Here is a 19,029-nt window from a genome sequence, read left to right as displayed (position 1 = left end):
GACTAGAGCACCTCCGGAGCCAGAGAAACGATCTTCATGAACTTCTTGTCGCGAAGTTCACGACCAACCGGTCCGAAGATACGGGTACCGCGGGGGTCACCGTCGTTCTTCAGGATGACGGCTGCGTTCTCGTCAAACTTGATGTAGGAACCATCCGCACGGCGGCGTTCCTTCTTGGTACGGACGATGACAGCCTTGACGACGTCGCCCTTCTTTACGTTGCCGCCCGGAATTGCGTCCTTGACGGTAGCGACGATTACGTCGCCAATGCCTGCGTAGCGACGGCCAGATCCACCGAGAACGCGAATGGTAAGGATTTCCTTAGCACCCGTGTTGTCGGCGACCTTGAGTCGCGACTCCTGCTGAATCACTATTTACTCCTTGCGTCGCGCTGGTTCTCAGACCGAAAATCTTCCTACGGAATGAGCCTTGCGGAACGGTTGATCGGGGTGTCTCTTGACCTGCCTGGATTTTGCCAGACCAGGCCTAAACGCCCGTGCCAAAAACATTTGCTTCCCAGGCGGTTCCCGACGGATCGGGGCGCAAGGGGGCACTATGCCGTGGCACGATTGTTTACGAGGTTGATGACGGCGCGCAAAAGGCGCCATACAAACTCAAAATCTTAGCACGTTTTGGGCGTATCCCCATATCACAGCCATGGCGCCTGCACATCCCTCCCCCGCAGCCGCGACGCCGCCACGCCGGACAGGCTTTGGGACGGCCTGCCGCCGGGCACGCCCGGGAACCCGGCCCGGCGGCGTAAGCCCCCAAAGGCTGCTCCGCGTGACGCGCACGGTAAACGGCTGCCGCCGGGCGCAGGCTGCCGGCTGCGGCGGCTGCGGGCAACGCAGAAGCCCCCGCTCCCCCAAAGGGGAACGAGGGCTTCTGCTGTATCACCAGGCACAGGTGCAGGTGTTACTTGGCCTTCTCGAGGATCTCGACCAGACGCCACCGCTTGGTAGCGGACAGCGGGCGGGTCTCGGCGAGGAGCACGAGGTCGCCGATGCCGGCGCTGTTCTCTTCGTCGTGAGCCTTGATCTTGGCGTTGCGGCGGATGACCTTGCCGTAGAGGGCGTGCTTCACGCGGTCTTCGACCTGGACAGTGATGGTCTTTTCCATCTTGTCCGAGACGACGTAGCCGCGCTTCGTCTTACGGTAACCGCGCTCGTCAGCCTTGGCTGCGTCGGAAACAGTTTCCGTCACGTTCTCGTCCTTTTCACTCACTTGGCATCCTCCTCGGATTCAACCGTTTCAGCCTTCTCGGCCTTCTTGGTTGCAGCCTTCTTGGACTTCTTCTCTTCCTTGGCTTCCACAACCGGTGCGGCAACCTCGGCACGAATGCCGAGCTCGCGCTCACGGAGAACGGTGTAGATGCGGGCGATGTCCTTCTTTACCGCGCGCAGACGACCGTGGTTCTCCAGCTGACCGGTGGCGGACTGGAAACGCAGGTTGAACAGCTCTTCCTTGGCCTTGCGGAGTTCTTCAACGAGACGCTCGTTGTCGAAACCGTCCAGCTGTGCGGATGCAAGTTCCTTGGATCCTACTGCCATTTCTACTCACCACCTTCGCGACGCACAATGCGTGCCTTCAACGGCAGCTTGTGGATTGCCAGGCGCAGGGCCTCGCGAGCTACCTCTTCACTGACACCGGAGAGTTCGAAGAGAACCCGGCCCGGCTTGACGTTTGAGACCCACCATTCCGGAGAACCCTTACCGGAACCCATGCGGGTTTCGGCCGGCTTCTTCGTCAGCGGACGGTCCGGGTAAATGTTGATCCAGACCTTTCCGCCACGCTTGATGTGGCGGGTCATCGCGATACGGGCAGATTCGATCTGACGGTTCGTGACGTAGGCAGGGCTCAGAGCCTGGATGCCCCACTCACCGAAGGAGACCTGGGTGCCGCCCGTAGCAGCGCCGGAACGACCCGGGTGGTGCTGCTTACGGTGCTTTACTCGACGTGGGATAAGCATTTAAGCCTGTCCTCCTTCTACTGCCGGTGCAGCTGCTGCTTCGACAGCCGGAGCTTCGGCGGCAGGTGCTGCCTCGGCTGCGGGGCGGTCGGGACGACGGCGGCGGTCACCACGGTCGGCGCCACCCGGGCGGCCCGGGCGGTCGCCGGCACGGCCACGGGACGGAGCAGCAGCTGCCTGCTGAGCCAGTTCCTTGGCAGTGACGTCGCCCTTGTAGATCCAGACCTTCACGCCGATGCGGCCGAAGGTGGTCTTGGCCTCGTAGAAGCCGTAGTCGATGTTCGCACGCAGGGTGTGCAGGGGCACACGGCCTTCGCGGTAGAACTCCGAGCGGGACATTTCTGCGCCGCCCAGTCGACCCGAGCAAGCGATCCGGATGCCCTTGGCACCGGCGCGCTGTGCGGACTGCATGGCCTTCTTCATCGCACGGCGGAAAGCCACGCGGGAAGTCAGCTGCTCAGCAACGCCCTGGGCAACAAGCTGGGCTTCCATCTCGGGGTTCTTGACCTCGAGGATGTTCAGCTGAACCTGCTTGCCCGTGAGCTTCTCAAGCTCGCCGCGGATGCGGTCTGCTTCAGCGCCGCGGCGGCCGATGACGATGCCCGGACGTGCCGTGTGGATATCCACACGGACACGGTCGCGGGTGCGCTCGATTTCGACCTTGGCGATACCGGCGCGCTCCATGCCCGTGGACATGAGCTGGCGGATACGGATGTCTTCGCGAACGAAGTCCTTGTACCGCTGGCCGGCCTTGGTGCTGTCGGCGAACCAGTGCGATACGTGATCGGTGGTGATGCCGAGTCGGAACCCGTGCGGGTTAACTTTCTGTCCCACTTAGCGAGCCTCCTCTTTCTCCGGGGTAGCGACTACCACGGTGATGTGGCTCGTGCGCTTCTTGATCTGAAATGCACGACCCTGGGCTCGCGGCTGGAACCGCTTCATGGTCGGGCCTTCATCAACAAACGCTTCGCTGATGATGAGGTCACCTTCGTCAAACGCCACGCCGTCGCGGTCCGCGAGGACCCGGGCGTTGGAGATTGCCGACTGAACTACCTTGAATACCGGCTCCGAAGCTGCCTGGGGGGCAAACTTCAGAATTGCCAGAGCCTCATTCGCTTGCTTACCACGAACAAGGTTGACGACGCGCCGGGCCTTCATAGGCGTTACGCGGATGTGACGCGCAATTGCCTTGGCTTCCATTGCTTTCCTTCTCTCGTCTTTGACGTAAGTGCAGGCGCCTAGCGGCGCTTGCCCTTACGGTCGTCCTTGACATGGCCGCGGAATGTCCGCGTGGGAGCGAATTCGCCGAGCTTGTGCCCGACCATCGACTCAGTGACAAACACGGGGATGTGCTTGCGTCCGTCGTGTACGGCGATCGTGTGGCCGAGCATGTCGGGGACGATCATCGAACGGCGGGACCAGGTCTTGATGACGTTCTTGGTGCCCTTTTCGTTTTCCCTGGCTACCTTTACAAAGAGGTGCTGGTCAACGAAAGGACCTTTTTTCAGGCTGCGTGGCATGTGTCCAGGCTCCTATCGCTTGTTCTTGCCAGTACGACGGCGACGAACAATAAGCTTGTCGCTCTCTTTGTTGGGACGGCGGGTGCGGCCTTCGCGCTTACCGTTCGGGTTGACGGGGTGACGTCCACCGGACGTCTTACCCTCGCCACCACCGTGGGGGTGGTCAACCGGGTTCATGGCGACACCACGGACGGTCGGGCGAACGCCCTTCCACCGCATACGGCCGGCCTTGCCCCAGTTGATGTTCGACTGCTCGGCGTTGCCGACCTCGCCGACGGTTGCGCGGCAGCGCACGTCAACGTTGCGGATTTCGCCGGAAGGCAGACGCAGCTGGGCGAAGCGGCCTTCCTTTGCAACAAGCTGGATCGACGCGCCGGCGGAGCGGCCCATCTTGGCGCCGCCACCCGGACGCAGTTCGACTGCGTGGATTACGGTACCGACCGGGATGTTGCGCAGCGGAAGGTTGTTGCCGGGCTTGATGTCAGCGTCGGCGCCGGCCTCTACGAAGTCGCCCTGGGACAGCTTGTTCGGGGCGATGATGTAACGCTTGGTGCCATCAACGTAGTGCAGGAGGGCGATCCGAGCCGTGCGGTTCGGGTCGTACTCGATTTCGGCAACGCGGGCGTTGACGCCGTCCTTGTCGTGGCGACGGAAGTCGATCAGACGGTACTGGCGCTTGTGTCCACCACCCTTGTGACGGGTCGTGATCTTACCGGAGTTGTTACGGCCACCCTTTTTCGGGAGGGGACGTACCAACGACTTTTCCGGCGTCGACCGCGTGATTTCAGTGAAGTCCGCTACGCTCGAGCCACGACGGCCCGGGGTAGTCGGCTTGTATTTACGGATTCCCATAATTTATTTCCTCGTTAAAGTGGTCTCCGCTATGAAAGCGGACCGCCGAAGATGTCGATAGTGCCTTCTTTGAGGCTCACAATTGCACGCTTGGTGTTCTTGCGGGTACCCCAGCCGAATTTGGTGCGCTTGCGCTTACCGGCACGGTTGATGGTGTTGATCGATTCGACCTTGACGGAGAAAATCTTCTCCACGGCCAGCTTGATCTCGGTCTTGTTCGAGCGGGGGTCCACCAGGAAGGTGTACTTGCCCTCGTCGATCAGGCCGTAGCTCTTTTCCGAGACAACGGGTGCAAGCACGACGTCGCGCGGGTCTTTGATGGTGGCTGCACTCACTTGGCATCCTCCTCGTTCTTTGCAACCTTGTCAGCAACGAATGCTTCGTAGGCAGCCTTGGTGAAGACTACGTCGTCGGAAACGAGAACGTCGTAGGTGTTCAGCTGGTCTGCGTACAGAACGTGAACTTCCTCGAGGTTGCGCACGGACAGTGCAGCAACATCGTTGGCGCGCTCAATGACAACGAGCAGGTTCTTGCGCTCGGAGACTCCGCGCAGGGTTGCCAGTGCTTCCTTGGAGGACGGCTTGGAGCCGGCAACCAGGTCAGCAACGACGTGGACGCGGCCGTTGCGGGCGCGGTCCGAGAGTGCGCCGCGCAGTGCAGCAGCAATCATCTTCTTGGGGGTGCGCTGGCTGTAGTCACGCGGCGTGGGGCCGTGGACAACGCCACCACCGGTCATGTGAGGAGCACGGATGGAACCCTGACGGGCGCGGCCGGTGCCCTTCTGCTTGAACGGCTTGCGACCTGCACCGGAAACCTCGGCGCGGGTCTTGGTCTTGTGGGTACCCTGGCGAGCAGCAGCGAGCTGGGCAACGACGACCTGGTGCAGCAGCGGCACGTTGGTCTGTACGTCGAAGATCTCTGCAGGCAGGTCAACCTTGACAGTGCTAGTCATTGAACTAGGCTCCCTTCACGGCGGTGCGTACGAGTACGACCTGGCCGCGGGCGCCGGGAACGGCGCCCTTGATCAGGAGCAGCGACTTCTCGACGTCAACCGCGTGGACCGTGAGGTTCAGCGTGGTGTGACGAACGGCGCCCATGCGGCCGGCCATTTTCATGCCCTTGAAGACGCGGCTCGGGGTGGATGCGCCACCGATTGAACCGGGCTTACGGTGGTTCTTGTGGGCACCGTGGGAAGCTCCAACGCCGTGGAAGCCGTGACGCTTCATAACACCGGCGAAGCCCTTACCCTTGGTGGTGCCAACGACGTCGATCTTCTGGCCGGCTTCGAAGAGCTCTACGGAGAGCTCCTGGCCCAGCTCGTAAGAGTCAGCATCTGCGGTGCGCAGTTCTACGACGTGGCGGCGAGGCGTGACGCCTGCCTTTTCAAAGTGACCAGCCAGCGGCTTGGTGACCTTGCGGGGATCGATCTGGCCGTAGCCGATCTGAACGGCGACATAGCCATCAGTTTCTGCGTTGCGCAGCTGCGTGATGACGTTCGAGTCAGCCTGGACCACAGTGACGGGGATGAGCTTGTTGTTCTCGTCCCAGACCTGGGTCATGCCGAGCTTCGTGCCCAGCAGGCCCTTTACGTTACGGGTTGCGGTCATAGTCTCTCAGCACCTCCCTACAGCTTGATTTCGATGTTCACGTCGGCCGGCAGGTCGAGACGCATGAGCGAATCAACAGCCTTGGGCGTGGGATCGATGATGTCGATAAGACGCTTGTGCGTGCGCATTTCAAAGTGCTCGCGGCTGTCCTTGTACTTGTGCGGAGAGCGGATAACGCAGTAAACGTTCTTCTCCGTCGGCAGCGGCACGGGGCCAACTACAGTTGCGCCTGCGCGCGTGACCGTCTCAACGATCTTCCGTGCTGAAACGTCAATGACCTCGTGGTCATATGACTTCAGCCGGATGCGGATTTTTTGTCCCGCCATGTCGCCTGACTCTCTTTCAGTCTGTGCTTCCCCTGATTAGGGCTGCCCTGTTCACTTACTCGTTGTATGGCTGCCGAAGCATTTGAAGTCGTGACTACCATCCGCCGCACAAGCTGAATCCGGAAAGATCCGGGTTCCTCAACCTGCCGGCGCAACCGACCCCCGCGGTCGGGCGTGTCGCGTGTTTTCACACGTACTCGTCCGCAATTCCATGGGGAGTGGGTTATGTTTGGTCTCTCACTTGGACCCTGGCACCCGGCATTATCCGGATCGGGACGCGAAAGAGCGCTTGAACAACTCATCTAGTATGCCGGAAATTGCGGGCAGAAGCGAATCAGCCCGTTGCGCGGGGGTGCACTGGGCGCCGTGCATTCGCAGCACTGCAACCGCAGCAGTCCAATCCCTGCCGGAGGGCCATTGTCCTGAATCGCCGTCGAATGGATGATAGGGGCATGACTGTGCAGGACTCTGTGGCAGTTCAGGCCCTCGCCGCACGCCTGAGCCCGGGCTTCACCCTGGGTGTTTCCTCCGCGGCCTTCCAGATCGAGGGCAGCCTGGCCGCCGGCGGCCGCGGACCCTCCGGCTGGGACGCCTTTGCTGAAAAGCCCGGCAACATCCTGCACGGGCACTCCCCCGCCGTGGCCTGCGACCACTATAACCGCGCCGAGGAAGACATCGAACTGATGCGCGATCTCGGGATCGATTCCTACCGCTTCTCGATCTCGTGGCCGCGGGTCCAGCCCGAGGGCAGCGGGCGCTTCAATGCGGCCGGGCTGGACTTCTACGACCGCTTGATCGACCGGCTCCTCGCCGCCGGCATCTCCCCCATGGCCACTCTCTACCACTGGGATACTCCGCTGCCCCTCGAGCACCGGGGCGGCTGGATGAACCGTTCGACGGCGGAACGGTTCGCCGAGTACAGCGCGGCAGCCGGCAAGCGGTTCGGCGACCGCGTGGCGCAGTGGGTGACGCTGAACGAGCCCGCCTCGGTTACCCTGAACGGCTACGCCCTGGGCGTCCACGCTCCCGGCCGCGGCCTGCTCTTCGAGGCCCTGCCGTCGGTGCGGCATCAGCTCCTGGGGCACGGGCTGGCGGTCCAGGCGCTGCGCGCGCAGGGCGTCGCCGGCGCTGTCGGCGTCACGAACCTGCATTCCCCCGTCCGGCCCGCTTCCGGTTCGCCCACAGACAGATTGCTGGCCAGGGTGTTCGACTTCGTGCTGAACCGGCTCTACGCTGACCCGATCCTCCTGGGCCGCTTTCCCCGGTTGCCGCTGATCGCCTGGCCGTGGTTCCGTTCAATGCGGAGCATCAGCGACGCGGACCTGGCCACGATCCACCAGCCGCTGGATTTCTATGGCCTGAACTATTACTACCCCGTGAAGGTGGCCACGGGGCGCGGCGTCGACAGCCCCTCGGCAACCGCGGAGGCGATGCTGAAAGTCCCCTTCCACATGGCCGCGTTCCCGGAGTACGAACGCACAGGATTCGGCTGGCCGGTCGCTCCGGACCACCTGGGGATCCTGCTCCGGGAGCTGAAGGACCGGTACGGGTCCTCGCTGCCGCCGCTCTACATCACCGAGAGCGGGGCGAGCTTCCCCGAACCGGACCACGTCACCGGTCCCATTCCCGATGCCGGCCGGATCAGCTACATCGCCGCACACCTCAGCCAGGCGGTTGAGGCCACCTCCCCCGGGGGCGTGGCCCACGACGTCGACCTGCTCGGCTATTACGTCTGGACGCTGATGGACAACTTCGAATGGGCGGCCGGCTACTCGCAGCGCTTCGGCCTGGTGCACGTCGATTTCACGAGCCTTAAGCGCACGCCGAAGGACTCGTACTACTGGTACCAGGCACTCGCGCGGGCCCGCCGGGCCGCGGGGCACGGTTGATGATGGACTCCCTTAGCGGCTCGATGCCAGCCGGACGCGGGTAAAGAGCGCTGCGTTGCGCTCCTCCCCTTCCAGTTTCCACCCTGGATCAGTCCGCAGTCTCGTGGCGAGCCCGGTGCCGGGCGGGACCAGCACGCAATCAGCCCCTAACAGTTTGACCGCAAGATCCCCATCGCCGCTCTCGATGAAGCCTGCGAGTGCGGAAACGCGGTCGGCCCCGTATAAGTCATTCCGCGAGTCCAGTGAGACCTTGACGTCCGGTCGCTCGAGGATCAAGAGGCCGCCGAGCATATAGTCATTGAACACATGGCACCCCGGCGGAATCGCTTGGATGATGCCGGACGGGTAGACGGCTGGGTTCGGGCGACCCACGGCCGGAAGACTGAAGGCCACCAGCCCCGTGATGACCGCCATTCCGAGCGCCGCACCCTGCGCCAGCATCCTGCGCCGGCTTCGGAAGTAGTGCAACACGAAGGACCGCGACGCGCCCGACATCAGCACCGGAATCGCCAGCAGCAGCAACACCGGCAGGATTCGGAGCGCGACTACAGAGCCGGCTCCCGCCACCAGGAGGGCACCTGAGAACACGACGTCCCGCCGCGCGGCAGCAATCACGAGCGCTAACAGCCCCAGGGCGAACGTGACCGTCTGCACCGGATCGCCCAGGTTCAGGGGCTGCCACTCGGCAATGCCCGCGGACGCCGTCTTGACTTGTGCCGTCTGCGTGAAGAGCCCGGCGCCGTAGGGGTTGATAAGGCTGCCGAGGAGGACAATCCCGGCTGCGCCCAGAAGCCATCCGATACGCTGCCGCGCAACCGGTGAGAAGGCGGCCAGTGCTGCCGTTCCCGCGACAATGCCCACGCCCAGCAACGAGGCGGCGTGCAGGTTTACCCAAACGACCGACAGCACGCCAAGCCCACCGAGTTGCCTCAGCGAAGGCCTCTCGAGCAGGCGCCGCAGGATGATGACCAGGACCAGCACGGCCAAATAGTCCACCAGATGCGGTCGGGCGGAGAGCCAGGCGATAAGAAGCGGCGAGACGATCACAAGGATCCACCCGGAAATGGCCGGCGCAGCCTTGAGGTCCCGGGCCAACACCAGAATAAGGACCGCGACGGCAGTGGCCAACCCCGCGCACACCAGCGCAACGAGCACCAGACCGCCCGTCTGGAAGGCCAAAGCCAACAGCACGTTAAAACCCCAGGAGTTCAGCGTCCAGCTTTCACCGGAGGCGGTCCATGAAAACGGGTCAACGGCGGGAATTTGCTGGTTGTTGATGATTTCCATTCCGGCACGGATCTGCCAGAACGTGTCCGACTCGCTGAAGATTTCCGCCCGGGCCAGCGCAAGCGGCACGAAGGCAACGCACGCCAGGAGCCAAGCCCAGCGGGGATTTGGACTTAGACCGACGGCGCTGTGGGTGCTGCTATCCGGCTTTTCGGCTGTGCGTGCTTCGGCCATAGCAGGTACCCTACCCGACAGATTCTTCCTGAGGGGCAAACGTGCGGGCCGGAGTTGCAGTCCGGTCGATTTCCGCACAATGCTGGCCGGAGTCACCCGGCGGCGTGGCCGGGCCCGCCGGGTCTGAGTCCCGACCGGCCGCTGCTACTGGTTGCGGTTGGACCTATTGATGCGCTTGGCGCGCTCGATCTCCTGGCGGAAGTGCCTCTTCGCCCAAAAGAACGCGACGACGACCGCTGCGGCGATCAGCAGAAAAATGAACCAGCCCATGGTGAGCTCCCTTCCCTTCCTGCAAAGGTATCAGGAACTTAAAAGGAACAGCCCCGCTGCAAGTGCAGCGGGGCTGTTCCCGATCCTCTGTCAGCTGCCAGACGGCTGGCTGATCAGGGGCAGAGCATCAGATCGGCAAGTAATTACTTGATGATCTTGGTGACGCGTCCTGAACCAACGGTGCGGCCGCCTTCGCGGATAGCGAAGCCGAGGCCCTCTTCCATGGCGATCGGCTGGATGAGTGCAACGGTCATCTCAGTGTTGTCGCCGGGCATAACCATTTCCGTGCCTTCCGGCAGGGTGATAACGCCGGTTACGTCCGTGGTGCGGAAGTAGAACTGCGGGCGGTAGTTGGAGTAGAACGGGTTGTGACGTCCGCCTTCGTCCTTGGAGAGGATGTAGACGTTAGCCTCGAAGTCGGTGTGCGGGGTGATGGAACCCGGCTTGACGACAACCTGGCCACGCTCGACATCGTCGCGCTTCAGACCGCGGAGCAGGAGGCCACAGTTCTCGCCGGCCCATGCTTCGTCGAGCTGCTTGTGGAACATCTCGATACCGGTAACCGTGGTCTTCTGGACCGGGCGGATGCCGACGATCTCGACCTCGGAGTTGATGGCGAGGGTTCCACGCTCGGCGCGGCCCGTAACAACGGTGCCACGGCCGGTGATCGTGAAGACGTCTTCGATCGGCATCAGGAAGGGCTTGTCACGGTCACGTACGGGGTCCGGAACGGACTCGTCGACAGCTGCCATGAGGTCCTCAACGGACTTGACCCAGACGGGGTCGCCTTCGAGGGCCTTCAGGCCGGAAACGCGAACAACCGGAGCCTCGTCGCCATCGAAGCCCTGCGAGCTGAGCAGCTCGCGAACTTCCATTTCAACGAGGTCGAGGAGCTCTTCGTCGTCAACCATGTCAGCCTTGTTCAGCGCGACCAGCAGGTAGGGAACGCCAACCTGGCGGGCGAGCAGAACGTGCTCGCGGGTCTGAGCCATCGGGCCGTCAGTGGCGGCAACCACGAGGATTGCACCGTCCATCTGAGCAGCGCCGGTGATCATGTTCTTGATGTAGTCAGCGTGACCCGGAGCGTCTACGTGTGCGTAGTGGCGCTTCTCGGTCTGGTACTCAACGTGGGAGATGTTGATGGTAATGCCGCGCTGACGCTCTTCGGGAGCAGAGTCAATCGACGCGAAGTCACGCTTCTCGTTGAGAGTCGGGTACTTGTCGTACAGCACCTTGGAAATGGCGGCCGTCAGCGTCGTCTTACCGTGGTCAACGTGACCAATGGTACCGATGTTAACGTGCGGCTTAGTCCGCTCGAACTTTGCCTTTGCCACAGGTTCCTCCTAGAACGTTTTCAAATTGACTTACCCTTCGGCCGCGCTTGTCGCGGCAGAAACTCCAGTAAGTCTACTTGGGGGGCTTTGGATTGATGAAATTGCAGATTCAGGTACTAATGCTAGTGCCTAGAGCCTGTTCGTGCAGGCGGCCGCACTCCGGCCTGGCCGGACTGCAGCTGACCGGAGTCCGGCCGCTTACACCAGATGTGTCTCCGCTGGCGGAGACGCACCCGAGTTTCTTGTTGCTGCGAGGCGTCCTGGGGACTACTCGCCGCGGTTCTTCTGGATGATCTCGTCGGCGACTGCCTTCGGGACCTCGGCGTAGCTGTTGAACGTCATGGAGTACACAGCGCGGCCCTGGGTCTTCGAGCGCAGGTCACCGATGTAGCCGAACATGCCGGACAGCGGGACGTGTGCGCGAATAACCTTGACGCCCTGGGCATCTTCCATGGACTGCATCTGGCCACGGCGGGAGTTGAGGTCACCGATAACTTCACCCATGTATTCCTCAGGGGTGCGGACCTCGACATCCATCAGCGGTTCGAGCAGGACAGGGTTCGCCTTGCGTGCGGCTTCCTTGAAAGCCATACGGCCGGCGATCTTGAACGCCATTTCCGAGGAGTCAACATCGTGGTAAGCGCCGTCAATCAGCGTCGCCTTGATGCCGACAACCGGGTAACCGGCCAGGACGCCGTCGTTAAGCGCATCCTGGATGCCGGCGTCGACCGACGGGATGTACTCGCGCGGAACGCGGCCACCGGTGACCTTGTTCTCGAACTCGTACAGCTCTCCACCTGAGGTGTCCAGCGGCTCGATCGCGATCTGGATCTTTGCGAACTGGCCGGAACCACCGGTCTGCTTCTTGTGCGTGTAGTCGTGACGCTCTACAGCACGCTTGATGGTTTCGCGGTAAGCAACCTGCGGCTTGCCAACGTTTGCCTCGACCTTGAATTCGCGGCGCATGCGGTCCACCAGGATGTCCAGGTGGAGCTCGCCCATGCCGGCGATGATGGTCTGGCCGGTGTCCTCGTTGAGGGAGACCTGGAAGGTCGGGTCCTCAGCGGAGAGCTTCTGGATGGCCGTGGAGAGCTTCTCCTGGTCACCCTTCGTGTTCGGCTCGATCGCAACCGAGATCACGGGCTCCGGGAAGCTCATGGACTCGAGGACAATCTGGTTGGCCGGATCGCACAGGGTGTCGCCCGTGGTGGTGTCCTTGAGGCCGATCGCTGCGTAGATGTGGCCGGCGGTAGCGCCCTCGACGGGCATTTCCTTGTTGGCGTGCATCTGGAACAGCTTGCCGATGCGCTCCTTCTTGCCCTTGGTGGAGTTGACCACCTGCGAGCCTGCTTCCACGTGACCGGAGTACACGCGGACGAAGGTCAGCTGGCCGAAGAAGGGGTGCGCGGCGATCTTGAACGCCAGTGCGGAGAAGGGCTCTTCAGAGGAGGGCTTACGGGTAAGCTCCTTCTCTTCGTCGCGGGGATCGTGACCGATCATCGGCGGGACGTCGAGCGGGTTCGGCAGGTAGTCCACCACAGCGTCGAGCATGGGCTGAACGCCGCGGTTCTTGAATGCAGAACCACAGAAGACCGGGTAGATCTCAGAGTTGATCGTCATCTTGCGGATGCCGGCCTTGAGCTCATCGATGCTGATCTCTTCGCCCTCAAGGTACTTCTCCATGAGTTCCTCGGAGGACTCGGCAACGGTCTCAATGAGCGTTGCGCGGTACTCTTCGGCCTTCGCCTGGAGGTCAGCCGGGATCTCGCGGATCTCGTACTTGGCACCCATGGTGACGTCACCCTTGGCGTCGCCGGGCCAGACCAGCGAACGCATGTAAAGGAGGTCGACGACGCCGATGAAGTCGTTCTCGGCGCCGATCGGCAGCTGCATGACGAGCGGCTTGGCACCGAGGCGGCTGATGATGGTGTCGACGGTGAAGTAGAAGTCAGCGCCGAGCTTGTCCATCTTGTTGACGAAGCAGATGCGCGGAACGTTGTACTTGTCAGCCTGGCGCCAAACAGTCTCGGACTGCGGCTCCACGCCTTCCTTGCCGTCGAACACGGCGACTGCGCCGTCGAGGACGCGCAGGGAGCGCTCAACCTCGACCGTGAAGTCAACGTGGCCGGGGGTGTCGATGATGTTGATCTGGTTGTTTTCCCAGAAGCAGGTCACGGCGGCAGACGTGATGGTGATGCCGCGTTCCTTTTCCTGTTCCATCCAGTCAGTCGTCGAAGCGCCGTCGTGCGTTTCGCCGATCTTGTGGTTCACACCCGTGTAGAACAGGATGCGCTCGGTAGTAGTGGTCTTGCCGGCATCGATGTGGGCCATGATGCCGATATTGCGGACCTTGCTAAGGTCGGTAAGCACGTCCTGTGCCACGGTGTCTCCCTTTCGGATGGACTGCACGTTCGCCGCCGGCTCAGTCGAGCCGGCGGCGTCCGGGAAGTATTACCAGCGGTAGTGTGCGAAGGCCTTGTTGGACTCGGCCATCTTGTGGGTGTCTTCGCGACGCTTCACAGCGGCACCGAGACCGTTCGAGGCATCCAGGATTTCGTTCTGGAGGCGCTCGGTCATGGTCTTTTCGCGGCGGGCCTTGGAGTAGCCAACCAGCCAGCGGAGGGCGAGGGCCGTGGAACGGCCCGGCTTGACCTCAACGGGAACCTGGTAGGTGGCGCCACCAACACGGCGGGAGCGGACCTCAAGCGAAGGCTTGACGTTCTCCATGGCCTTCTTGAGGGCTGCAACGGGGTCGCCGCCGGACTTGGCGCGAGCACCCTCGAGGGCACCGTAAACTATGCGCTCTGCGGTGGACTTCTTGCCGTCAACCAGCACCTTGTTGATGAGCTGGGTGACCAGCGGGGAGCCGTAAACGGGATCTAGAACTAGCGGCCGCTTGGGGGCCGGACCCTTGCGAGGCATATTACTTCTTCTCCATCTTTGCGCCGTAGCGGCTGCGAGCCTGCTTACGGTTCTTGACACCCTGGGTATCGAGGGCGCCACGGACGATCTTGTAGCGGACACCCGGAAGGTCCTTCACGCGGCCGCCGCGGACGAGCACAATGGAGTGCTCCTGCAGGTTGTGGCCCACACCGGGGATGTATGCGGTGACTTCAATGCCGCCGTTGAGGCGCACGCGAGCAACCTTACGCAGAGCCGAGTTCGGCTTCTTCGGGGTCGTCGTGTAAACGCGGGTGCAAACACCGCGGCGCATCGGGCTGCCGTTAAGCGCGGGAGCCTTGGTCTTTTTGACCTTAGGCGTGCGGCCCTTGCGGACCAGCTGGTTAATCGTAGGCACTCTCGTGTTCTCCGTTTTATCCGGAGCGGCCGTTGGCGGCCGCTCTCTTGTCGCTGCGCCTCGCCGCCCGAGCTTTGAAGTTCTCTCCAGAGCAGCTGAGGCGAAGCCTTAATAGTCGGACCGCACGCCGGGGTCCAAGGACTTTCGACCCGAACTGCCCCTAGGCATGCGAAAATGTGGCATACGTTGCACAAGAACCCTGCAAACCGGAAACGTCGTCCTGGTTGAACCTTTCAGCTGCAAGCTGTCTGACCCAAACCGGCGCACTCATCCACTGCCACAATAACAATTAGTCTCAAGTCTAACACGGACGGGTCCCAGCCCTTAATCGGCGGGCGGGAGGCGCCGTCCCGACGTCGGCCCCTTTCCCCGTCGGTTGGTCCGTGACCGCGCTTTTGAAGCCTCAAAAGGGCCGTACCTCAGCAGTCGATCGTTGAACGGGGTCAAACGGAAGGGCCCCGCCCCCGCTCCGCTGAAAAGCGGAGTGGTGACGGGGCCCGACGTCGAGCTGCAAGGGCAGGGCGGCCGGGTCCCTACGTGGCGCGGAACGCGACACGAAAGGGCCCGCCCTGCCCTTTAGCGGAAGTCGCTGCCGAGATCGTAGTCATCCAGCGGGATGGCGTGGAACTCGGGAGCTCCGTCGCCGCCCAGCGAGTCGTAGGAGAAGTCACTGAATGCGCTGGGGCCGGTGAACAGGTTGGCCTTTGCTTCTTCAGTGGGTTCCACGGTGACCTCGGTGTAGCGCGGGAGACCCGTGCCGGCCGGGATGAGCTTACCGATGATGACGTTTTCCTTGAGGCCGAGCAGCGGATCGCTCTTGCCTTCCATGGCCGCCTGCGTCAGGACGCGGGTGGTCTCCTGGAAGGAAGCTGCGGACAGCCAGGACTCGGTCGCCAGGGACGCCTTGGTGATGCCCATGAGCTCGGGACGGCCGGATGCCGGCGTCTTGCCCTCGGACACAACGCGGCGGTTGGCCTCCTCGAAACGGCTGCGTTCGGCGAGCTCGCCGGGCAGCAGATCCGATTCGCCGGACTCGATGACCGTGACGCGGCGCAGCATCTGGCGGACGATAACCTCGACGTGCTTGTCGTGGATACCGATGCCCTGGCTGCGGTACACGCCCTGGACTTCGTCCACCAGGAACTTCTGCGCGGCACGGGGGCCCATGATGCGCAGCACCTGCTTGGGGTCGACCGGGCCGTTGATGAGCTTCTGGCCAACGCTGACGTGATCGCCGTCTTCGATGAGGAGACGTGAACGGCGCAGCACCGGGTAGGCGATCTCTTCAGATCCGTCATCCGGGGTGATTACCAGGCGCATCTGGCGCTCGGACTCTTCGATGGTGATGCGGCCGGCTGCTTCAGCAATCGGTGCGACACCCTTCGGAGTACGGGCTTCGAAGAGCTCCTGGATACGGGGCAGACCCTGGGTGATGTCGTCGCCACCGCTGGCGGAGACAGCACCACCGGTGTGGAACGTACGCATGGTCAGCTGGGTACCCGGCTCACCGATGGACTGCGCGGCAATGATGCCCACGGCCTCACCGATGTCGACGGTCTTGCCAGTGGCCAGCGAACGGCCGTAGCACAGGGCGCAGGTGCCGACGCTGGACTCACAGGTGAGTACGGAGCGGACCTTGACCTCGGTGATGCCGGCTGCGAACAGTTCGGCAATGACGACGTCGCCGCAGTCGGTGCCGGCAGCTGCCAGGACCTTGCCCTTGGAGTCGACGACGTCGACGGCCAGGGTGCGGGCGTAGGCGCTGTTCTCGACGTTCTCGTCCAGGACGAGGACGCCGTTGGCGTCGGCCACCGCGATGGCGGTCATCAGGCCGCGCTCGGTGCCGCAGTCCTCTTCGCGGACGATGACGTCCTGCGACACGTCCACCAGACGACGGGTCAGGTAACCCGAGTTGGCGGTACGCAGGGCGGTGTCAGCCAGACCCTTACGGGCACCGTGCGTGGCGATGAAGTATTCCAGCACCGAGAGGCCCTCGCGGTAGGAGGACTTGATCGGACGCGGGATGATTTCACCCTTAGGGTTGGCCACCAGGCCACGGATACCCGCGATCTGACGGACCTGCATCCAGTTACCACGTGCACCCGAGGACACCATGCGGTTGATCGTGTTCATCGGGGACAGACTGTCACGCATCGCCTGGGCGATCTCGTTCGTTGCCTTGTTCCAGATCTCGATCAGTTCCTGGCGACGCTCGTCGTCGTCGATCAGGCCCTTGTCGTACTGGCCCTGGATCTTGGCGGCCATGGTCTCGTAACCGGCGAGGATCCGCGGCTTGTCCGTGGGCACCTCGATGTCGGAGATGGCGACGGTCACGCCGGACCGGGTGGCCCAGTAGAAACCGGCATCCTTCAGGTTGTCCAGCGTTGCCGCCGTGATCACCTTCGGGTAGCGCTCGGCGAGGTCGTTGACGATCCGGGACAGCTCGCCCTTGTCGGCAACATCCTCAACCCACGGGTAATCCGCGGGCAGCGTCTGGTTGAAGATGACCTGGCCGAGGGAGGTCTCGACCAGTGCGGTCTGACCGGGCTCCCAGCCCTCCGGGGCTTCCCAGCCGGCGTAGGGCACGAAGCCCTCGAGGCGGATCTTCACCTTGGAGTTCAGGTGCAGCTCGTGGAGGTCGTAGGCCATGATGGCTTCCGCGACCGAGGAGAAGATCCGGCCTTCGCCAGCTGAACCGACACGCTTGGTGGTCAGGTGGTAGAGACCGATGATCATATCCTGCGACGGCAGGGTCACCGGGCGGCCGTCAGACGGCTTCAGGATGTTGTTCGAGGAGAGCATCAGGATGCGGGCCTCGGCCTGGGCTTCGGGGCTCAGCGGCAGGTGGACTGCCATCTGGTCGCCGTCGAAGTCGGCGTTGAAAGCGCCACAAACCAGCGGGTGCAGCTGGATTGCCTTGCCTTCAACAAGCTGCGGCTCGAATGCCTGGATGCCGAGACGGTGCAGGGTAGGTGCACGGTTCAGCAGCACGGGGTGCTCGGTGATGATCTCTTCGAGGACGTCCCAGACCTGCGGACGGTAGCGCTCCACCATGCGCTTGGCCGACTTGATGTTCTGGGCGTGGTTGAGGTCCACCAGGCGCTTCATCACGAACGGCTTGAAGAGCTCCAGGGCCATCTGCTTGGGCAGACCACACTGGTGCAGCTTCAGCTGCGGGCCGACGACGATGACCGAACGGCCGGAGTAGTCGACGCGCTTGCCGAGGAGGTTCTGGCGGAAACGGCCCTGCTTGCCCTTGAGCATGTCGCTCAGGGACTTCAGCGGACGGTTGCCCGGTCCGGTGACCGGACGGCCGCGGCGGCCGTTGTCGAAGAGGCTGTCAACAGCTTCCTGAAGCATGCGCTTCTCGTTGTTGACGATGATCTCCGGAGCACCGAGATCAAGCAGGCGCTTGAGGCGGTTGTTGCGGTTGATCACGCGGCGGTAGAGGTCGTTGAGGTCGGAGGTCGCGAAGCGGCCACCGTCCAGCTGGACCATCGGGCGCAGTTCCGGCGGGATCACCGGGACGGCGTCCAGCACCATGCCGAGCGGGCTGTTGTTGGTCGTCAGGAACGCGTTGACCACCTTGAGCCGCTTCAGGGCGCGGGTCTTGCGCTGGCCCTTGCCGTTGGCGATGATGTCGCGCAGCATGTCCGACTCGGCCTGCATGTCGAAGTTCTCAAGACGCTTCTTGATGGCCTCGGCACCCATGGAGCCTTCGAAGTACATGCCGTAGCGGTCGCGCAGTTCGCGGTACAGGCCTTCGTCACCTTCGAGGTCTGCGACCTTGAGGTTCTTGAAGCGGTCCCAGACCTGCTCGAGGCGCTCGATTTCGGCGTCGGCACGCTTGCGGACGTTCGCCATCTGGCGGTCAGCGGAGTCGCGGGCCTTCTTCTTGTCGGCAGCCTTCGCGCCTTCGCCTTCGAGACGGGCAAGCTCGTTCTCAAGGTCGCGGGCGATCGTGGCGATGTCCGAGTCGCGGTTGTCGATCAGCTGCTTCTTCTCGATGTCGTGCTCAACCTGGAGGTTGGGCAGTTCTTCGTGGCGGCTGTCGGCGTCGACGCTCGTGATCATGTAGGCGGCGAAGTAGATGACCTTTTCGAGGTCCTTCGGTGCCAGGTCAAGGAGGTAGCCCAGACGGGAGGGAACACCCTTGAAGTACCAGATGTGCGTGACCGGGGCGGCGAGCTCGATGTGGCCCATGCGCTCACGGCGGACCTTCGCGCGGGTGACCTCAACGCCACACCGCTCGCAGATGATGCCCTTGAAGCGCACGCGCTTGTACTTGCCGCAGTAGCATTCCCAGTCGCGGGACGGGCCGAAGATCTTCTCGCAGAAGAGGCCGTCCTTCTCGGGCTTGAGCGTGCGGTAGTTGATGGTTTCCGGCTTCTTAACCTCGCCGTACGACCAGCCACGGATGTCTTCCGCGGTGGCGAGGCCGATCTGCATGAGGCCGAAGGAGGATTCGCTGGACATATGGTCCCTGTTCTCTCTTGTTCTCTA

20 protein-coding genes are annotated in these 19,029 nt (G+C 62.8%); 1 reads left to right on the top strand and 19 read right to left on the bottom strand.

The features are described from left to right. Positions 1 to 2: 2 nt before the first annotated feature. The 12 genes from rplN to rpsJ form a co-directional block, all read right to left on the bottom strand. Positions 3 to 371 carry a 50S ribosomal protein L14 gene (gene rplN, locus B5X90_RS03945; protein ID WP_003803789.1) on the bottom strand — a complete coding sequence of 123 codons (369 nt, stop codon included), beginning with the start codon at positions 369 to 371 and terminating at the stop codon, positions 3 to 5. A 544-nt stretch (positions 372 to 915) separates the two neighbouring features. Continuing rightward, complete coding sequence (gene rpsQ / locus B5X90_RS03940; RefSeq protein ID WP_018773670.1) at positions 916 to 1,224, bottom strand: 30S ribosomal protein S17; 309 nt, start codon at positions 1,222 to 1,224, stop codon at positions 916 to 918. Further along, on the bottom strand, positions 1,221 to 1,550 hold the full coding sequence (gene rpmC, locus B5X90_RS21785; RefSeq protein ID WP_018773669.1) for a 50S ribosomal protein L29: 330 nt from the start codon (positions 1,548 to 1,550) through the stop codon (positions 1,221 to 1,223). The genes rpsQ and rpmC overlap by 4 nt, the downstream gene beginning before the upstream one ends. Positions 1,551 to 1,552: 2 nt before the next feature. Next, positions 1,553 to 1,969, bottom strand: coding sequence for a 50S ribosomal protein L16 (rplP, locus tag B5X90_RS03930; RefSeq protein WP_018773668.1), 417 nt, complete (start codon positions 1,967 to 1,969; stop codon positions 1,553 to 1,555). Continuing rightward, on the bottom strand, positions 1,970 to 2,803 hold the full coding sequence (gene rpsC / locus B5X90_RS03925; protein ID WP_018773667.1) for a 30S ribosomal protein S3: 834 nt from the start codon (positions 2,801 to 2,803) through the stop codon (positions 1,970 to 1,972). It abuts the gene before it with no gap. After that, positions 2,804 to 3,169: a 50S ribosomal protein L22 gene (gene rplV, locus B5X90_RS03920; protein WP_003803798.1), complete on the bottom strand. Its 366-nt coding sequence runs from the start codon at positions 3,167 to 3,169 to the stop codon at positions 2,804 to 2,806. A 38-nt stretch (positions 3,170 to 3,207) separates the two neighbouring features. Then, on the bottom strand, positions 3,208 to 3,489 hold the full coding sequence (gene rpsS, locus B5X90_RS03915) for a 30S ribosomal protein S19 (protein ID WP_018773666.1): 282 nt from the start codon (positions 3,487 to 3,489) through the stop codon (positions 3,208 to 3,210). Positions 3,490 to 3,501: 12 nt separating this feature from the next. After that, the gene (gene rplB, locus B5X90_RS03910) at positions 3,502 to 4,341 is read right to left on the bottom strand and encodes a 50S ribosomal protein L2 (RefSeq protein WP_026266473.1); all 840 of its coding nucleotides are present in this window, start codon (positions 4,339 to 4,341) and stop codon (positions 3,502 to 3,504) included. 29 nt (positions 4,342 to 4,370) lie between these two features. Further along, a complete protein-coding gene (rplW, locus tag B5X90_RS03905) occupies positions 4,371 to 4,676 on the bottom strand; it encodes a 50S ribosomal protein L23 (protein ID WP_018773664.1) in 306 nt (101 codons plus the stop codon). Next, positions 4,673 to 5,293, bottom strand: a complete 621-nt coding sequence (rplD, locus tag B5X90_RS03900; protein WP_026537568.1) for a 50S ribosomal protein L4 — start codon at positions 5,291 to 5,293, stop codon at positions 4,673 to 4,675. The genes rplW and rplD overlap by 4 nt, the downstream gene beginning before the upstream one ends. Before the next feature lie 4 nt (positions 5,294 to 5,297). After that, positions 5,298 to 5,948, bottom strand: coding sequence for a 50S ribosomal protein L3 (rplC, locus tag B5X90_RS03895; protein ID WP_003803812.1), 651 nt, complete (start codon positions 5,946 to 5,948; stop codon positions 5,298 to 5,300). Positions 5,949 to 5,965: 17 nt separating this feature from the next. Further along, positions 5,966 to 6,274: a 30S ribosomal protein S10 gene (gene rpsJ / locus B5X90_RS03890; protein ID WP_003803825.1), complete on the bottom strand. Its 309-nt coding sequence runs from the start codon at positions 6,272 to 6,274 to the stop codon at positions 5,966 to 5,968. 452 nt (positions 6,275 to 6,726) lie between these two features. On the opposite strand from rpsJ, the gene B5X90_RS03885 reads away from it, so the two are divergent. Next, positions 6,727 to 8,163, top strand: coding sequence for a GH1 family beta-glucosidase (locus tag B5X90_RS03885; protein WP_079550167.1), 1,437 nt, complete (start codon positions 6,727 to 6,729; stop codon positions 8,161 to 8,163). 12 nt (positions 8,164 to 8,175) lie between these two features. Here B5X90_RS03885 and B5X90_RS03880 read toward each other — a convergent pair whose 3' ends face one another. The 7 genes from B5X90_RS03880 to B5X90_RS03855 form a co-directional block, all read right to left on the bottom strand. Continuing rightward, the gene (locus B5X90_RS03880) at positions 8,176 to 9,624 is read right to left on the bottom strand and encodes a hypothetical protein (protein WP_079550166.1); all 1,449 of its coding nucleotides are present in this window, start codon (positions 9,622 to 9,624) and stop codon (positions 8,176 to 8,178) included. Positions 9,625 to 9,768: 144 nt separating this feature from the next. Then, a complete protein-coding gene (locus B5X90_RS21540; RefSeq protein ID WP_256860042.1) occupies positions 9,769 to 9,894 on the bottom strand; it encodes a hypothetical protein in 126 nt (41 codons plus the stop codon). A gap of 143 nt (positions 9,895 to 10,037) precedes the next feature. Continuing rightward, complete coding sequence (tuf, locus tag B5X90_RS03875; protein WP_018773660.1) at positions 10,038 to 11,228, bottom strand: elongation factor Tu; 1,191 nt, start codon at positions 11,226 to 11,228, stop codon at positions 10,038 to 10,040. 267 nt (positions 11,229 to 11,495) lie between these two features. Beyond that, on the bottom strand, positions 11,496 to 13,610 hold the full coding sequence (gene fusA, locus B5X90_RS03870) for an elongation factor G (protein WP_079550516.1): 2,115 nt from the start codon (positions 13,608 to 13,610) through the stop codon (positions 11,496 to 11,498). A 69-nt stretch (positions 13,611 to 13,679) separates the two neighbouring features. After that, positions 13,680 to 14,150 (bottom strand): 30S ribosomal protein S7, encoded by a 471-nt coding sequence (rpsG, locus tag B5X90_RS03865; RefSeq protein ID WP_011692813.1) that lies wholly within the window; start codon positions 14,148 to 14,150, stop codon positions 13,680 to 13,682. A gap of 1 nt (position 14,151) precedes the next feature. Continuing rightward, a complete protein-coding gene (gene rpsL / locus B5X90_RS03860; protein ID WP_018773658.1) occupies positions 14,152 to 14,526 on the bottom strand; it encodes a 30S ribosomal protein S12 in 375 nt (124 codons plus the stop codon). Positions 14,527 to 15,102: 576 nt separating this feature from the next. After that, entirely contained in the window at positions 15,103 to 19,002 is a 3,900-nt protein-coding gene (locus B5X90_RS03855) for a DNA-directed RNA polymerase subunit beta' (protein WP_018773657.1), read from the bottom strand. Positions 19,003 to 19,029 lie beyond the last annotated feature (27 nt).

Source organism: Arthrobacter sp. 49Tsu3.1M3 (assembly GCF_900168135.1).
Lineage (GTDB): Bacteria > Actinomycetota > Actinomycetes > Actinomycetales > Micrococcaceae > Arthrobacter.
The sequence above is the reverse complement of the archived record's forward strand: the minus strand, read 5'-3'. Positions and strand labels throughout refer to the sequence as shown.

Excerpts from the sequence above, each read along its gene's own strand:
- rplV (WP_003803798.1), bottom strand. The coding sequence starts at position 3,169 with ATGGAAGCCAAGGCAATTGCGCGTCACATCCGCGTAACGCCTATGAAG.
- B5X90_RS03885 (WP_079550167.1), top strand. The coding sequence starts at position 6,727 with ATGACTGTGCAGGACTCTGTGGCAGTTCAGGCCCTCGCCGCACGCCTG.
- rpsS (WP_018773666.1), bottom strand. The coding sequence starts at position 3,489 with ATGCCACGCAGCCTGAAAAAAGGTCCTTTCGTTGACCAGCACCTCTTT.
- rpsG (WP_011692813.1), bottom strand. The coding sequence starts at position 14,150 with ATGCCTCGCAAGGGTCCGGCCCCCAAGCGGCCGCTAGTTCTAGATCCC.
- B5X90_RS03855 (WP_018773657.1), bottom strand. The coding sequence starts at position 19,002 with ATGTCCAGCGAATCCTCCTTCGGCCTCATGCAGATCGGCCTCGCCACC.
- rpmC (WP_018773669.1), bottom strand. The coding sequence starts at position 1,550 with ATGGCAGTAGGATCCAAGGAACTTGCATCCGCACAGCTGGACGGTTTC.
- rpsJ (WP_003803825.1), bottom strand. The coding sequence starts at position 6,274 with ATGGCGGGACAAAAAATCCGCATCCGGCTGAAGTCATATGACCACGAG.
- rplP (WP_018773668.1), bottom strand. The coding sequence starts at position 1,969 with ATGCTTATCCCACGTCGAGTAAAGCACCGTAAGCAGCACCACCCGGGT.
- B5X90_RS03880 (WP_079550166.1), bottom strand. The coding sequence starts at position 9,624 with ATGGCCGAAGCACGCACAGCCGAAAAGCCGGATAGCAGCACCCACAGC.
- rplD (WP_026537568.1), bottom strand. The coding sequence starts at position 5,293 with ATGACTAGCACTGTCAAGGTTGACCTGCCTGCAGAGATCTTCGACGTA.
- rplB (WP_026266473.1), bottom strand. The coding sequence starts at position 4,341 with ATGGGAATCCGTAAATACAAGCCGACTACCCCGGGCCGTCGTGGCTCG.
- B5X90_RS21540 (WP_256860042.1), bottom strand. The coding sequence starts at position 9,894 with ATGGGCTGGTTCATTTTTCTGCTGATCGCCGCAGCGGTCGTCGTCGCG.
- rplC (WP_003803812.1), bottom strand. The coding sequence starts at position 5,948 with ATGACCGCAACCCGTAACGTAAAGGGCCTGCTGGGCACGAAGCTCGGC.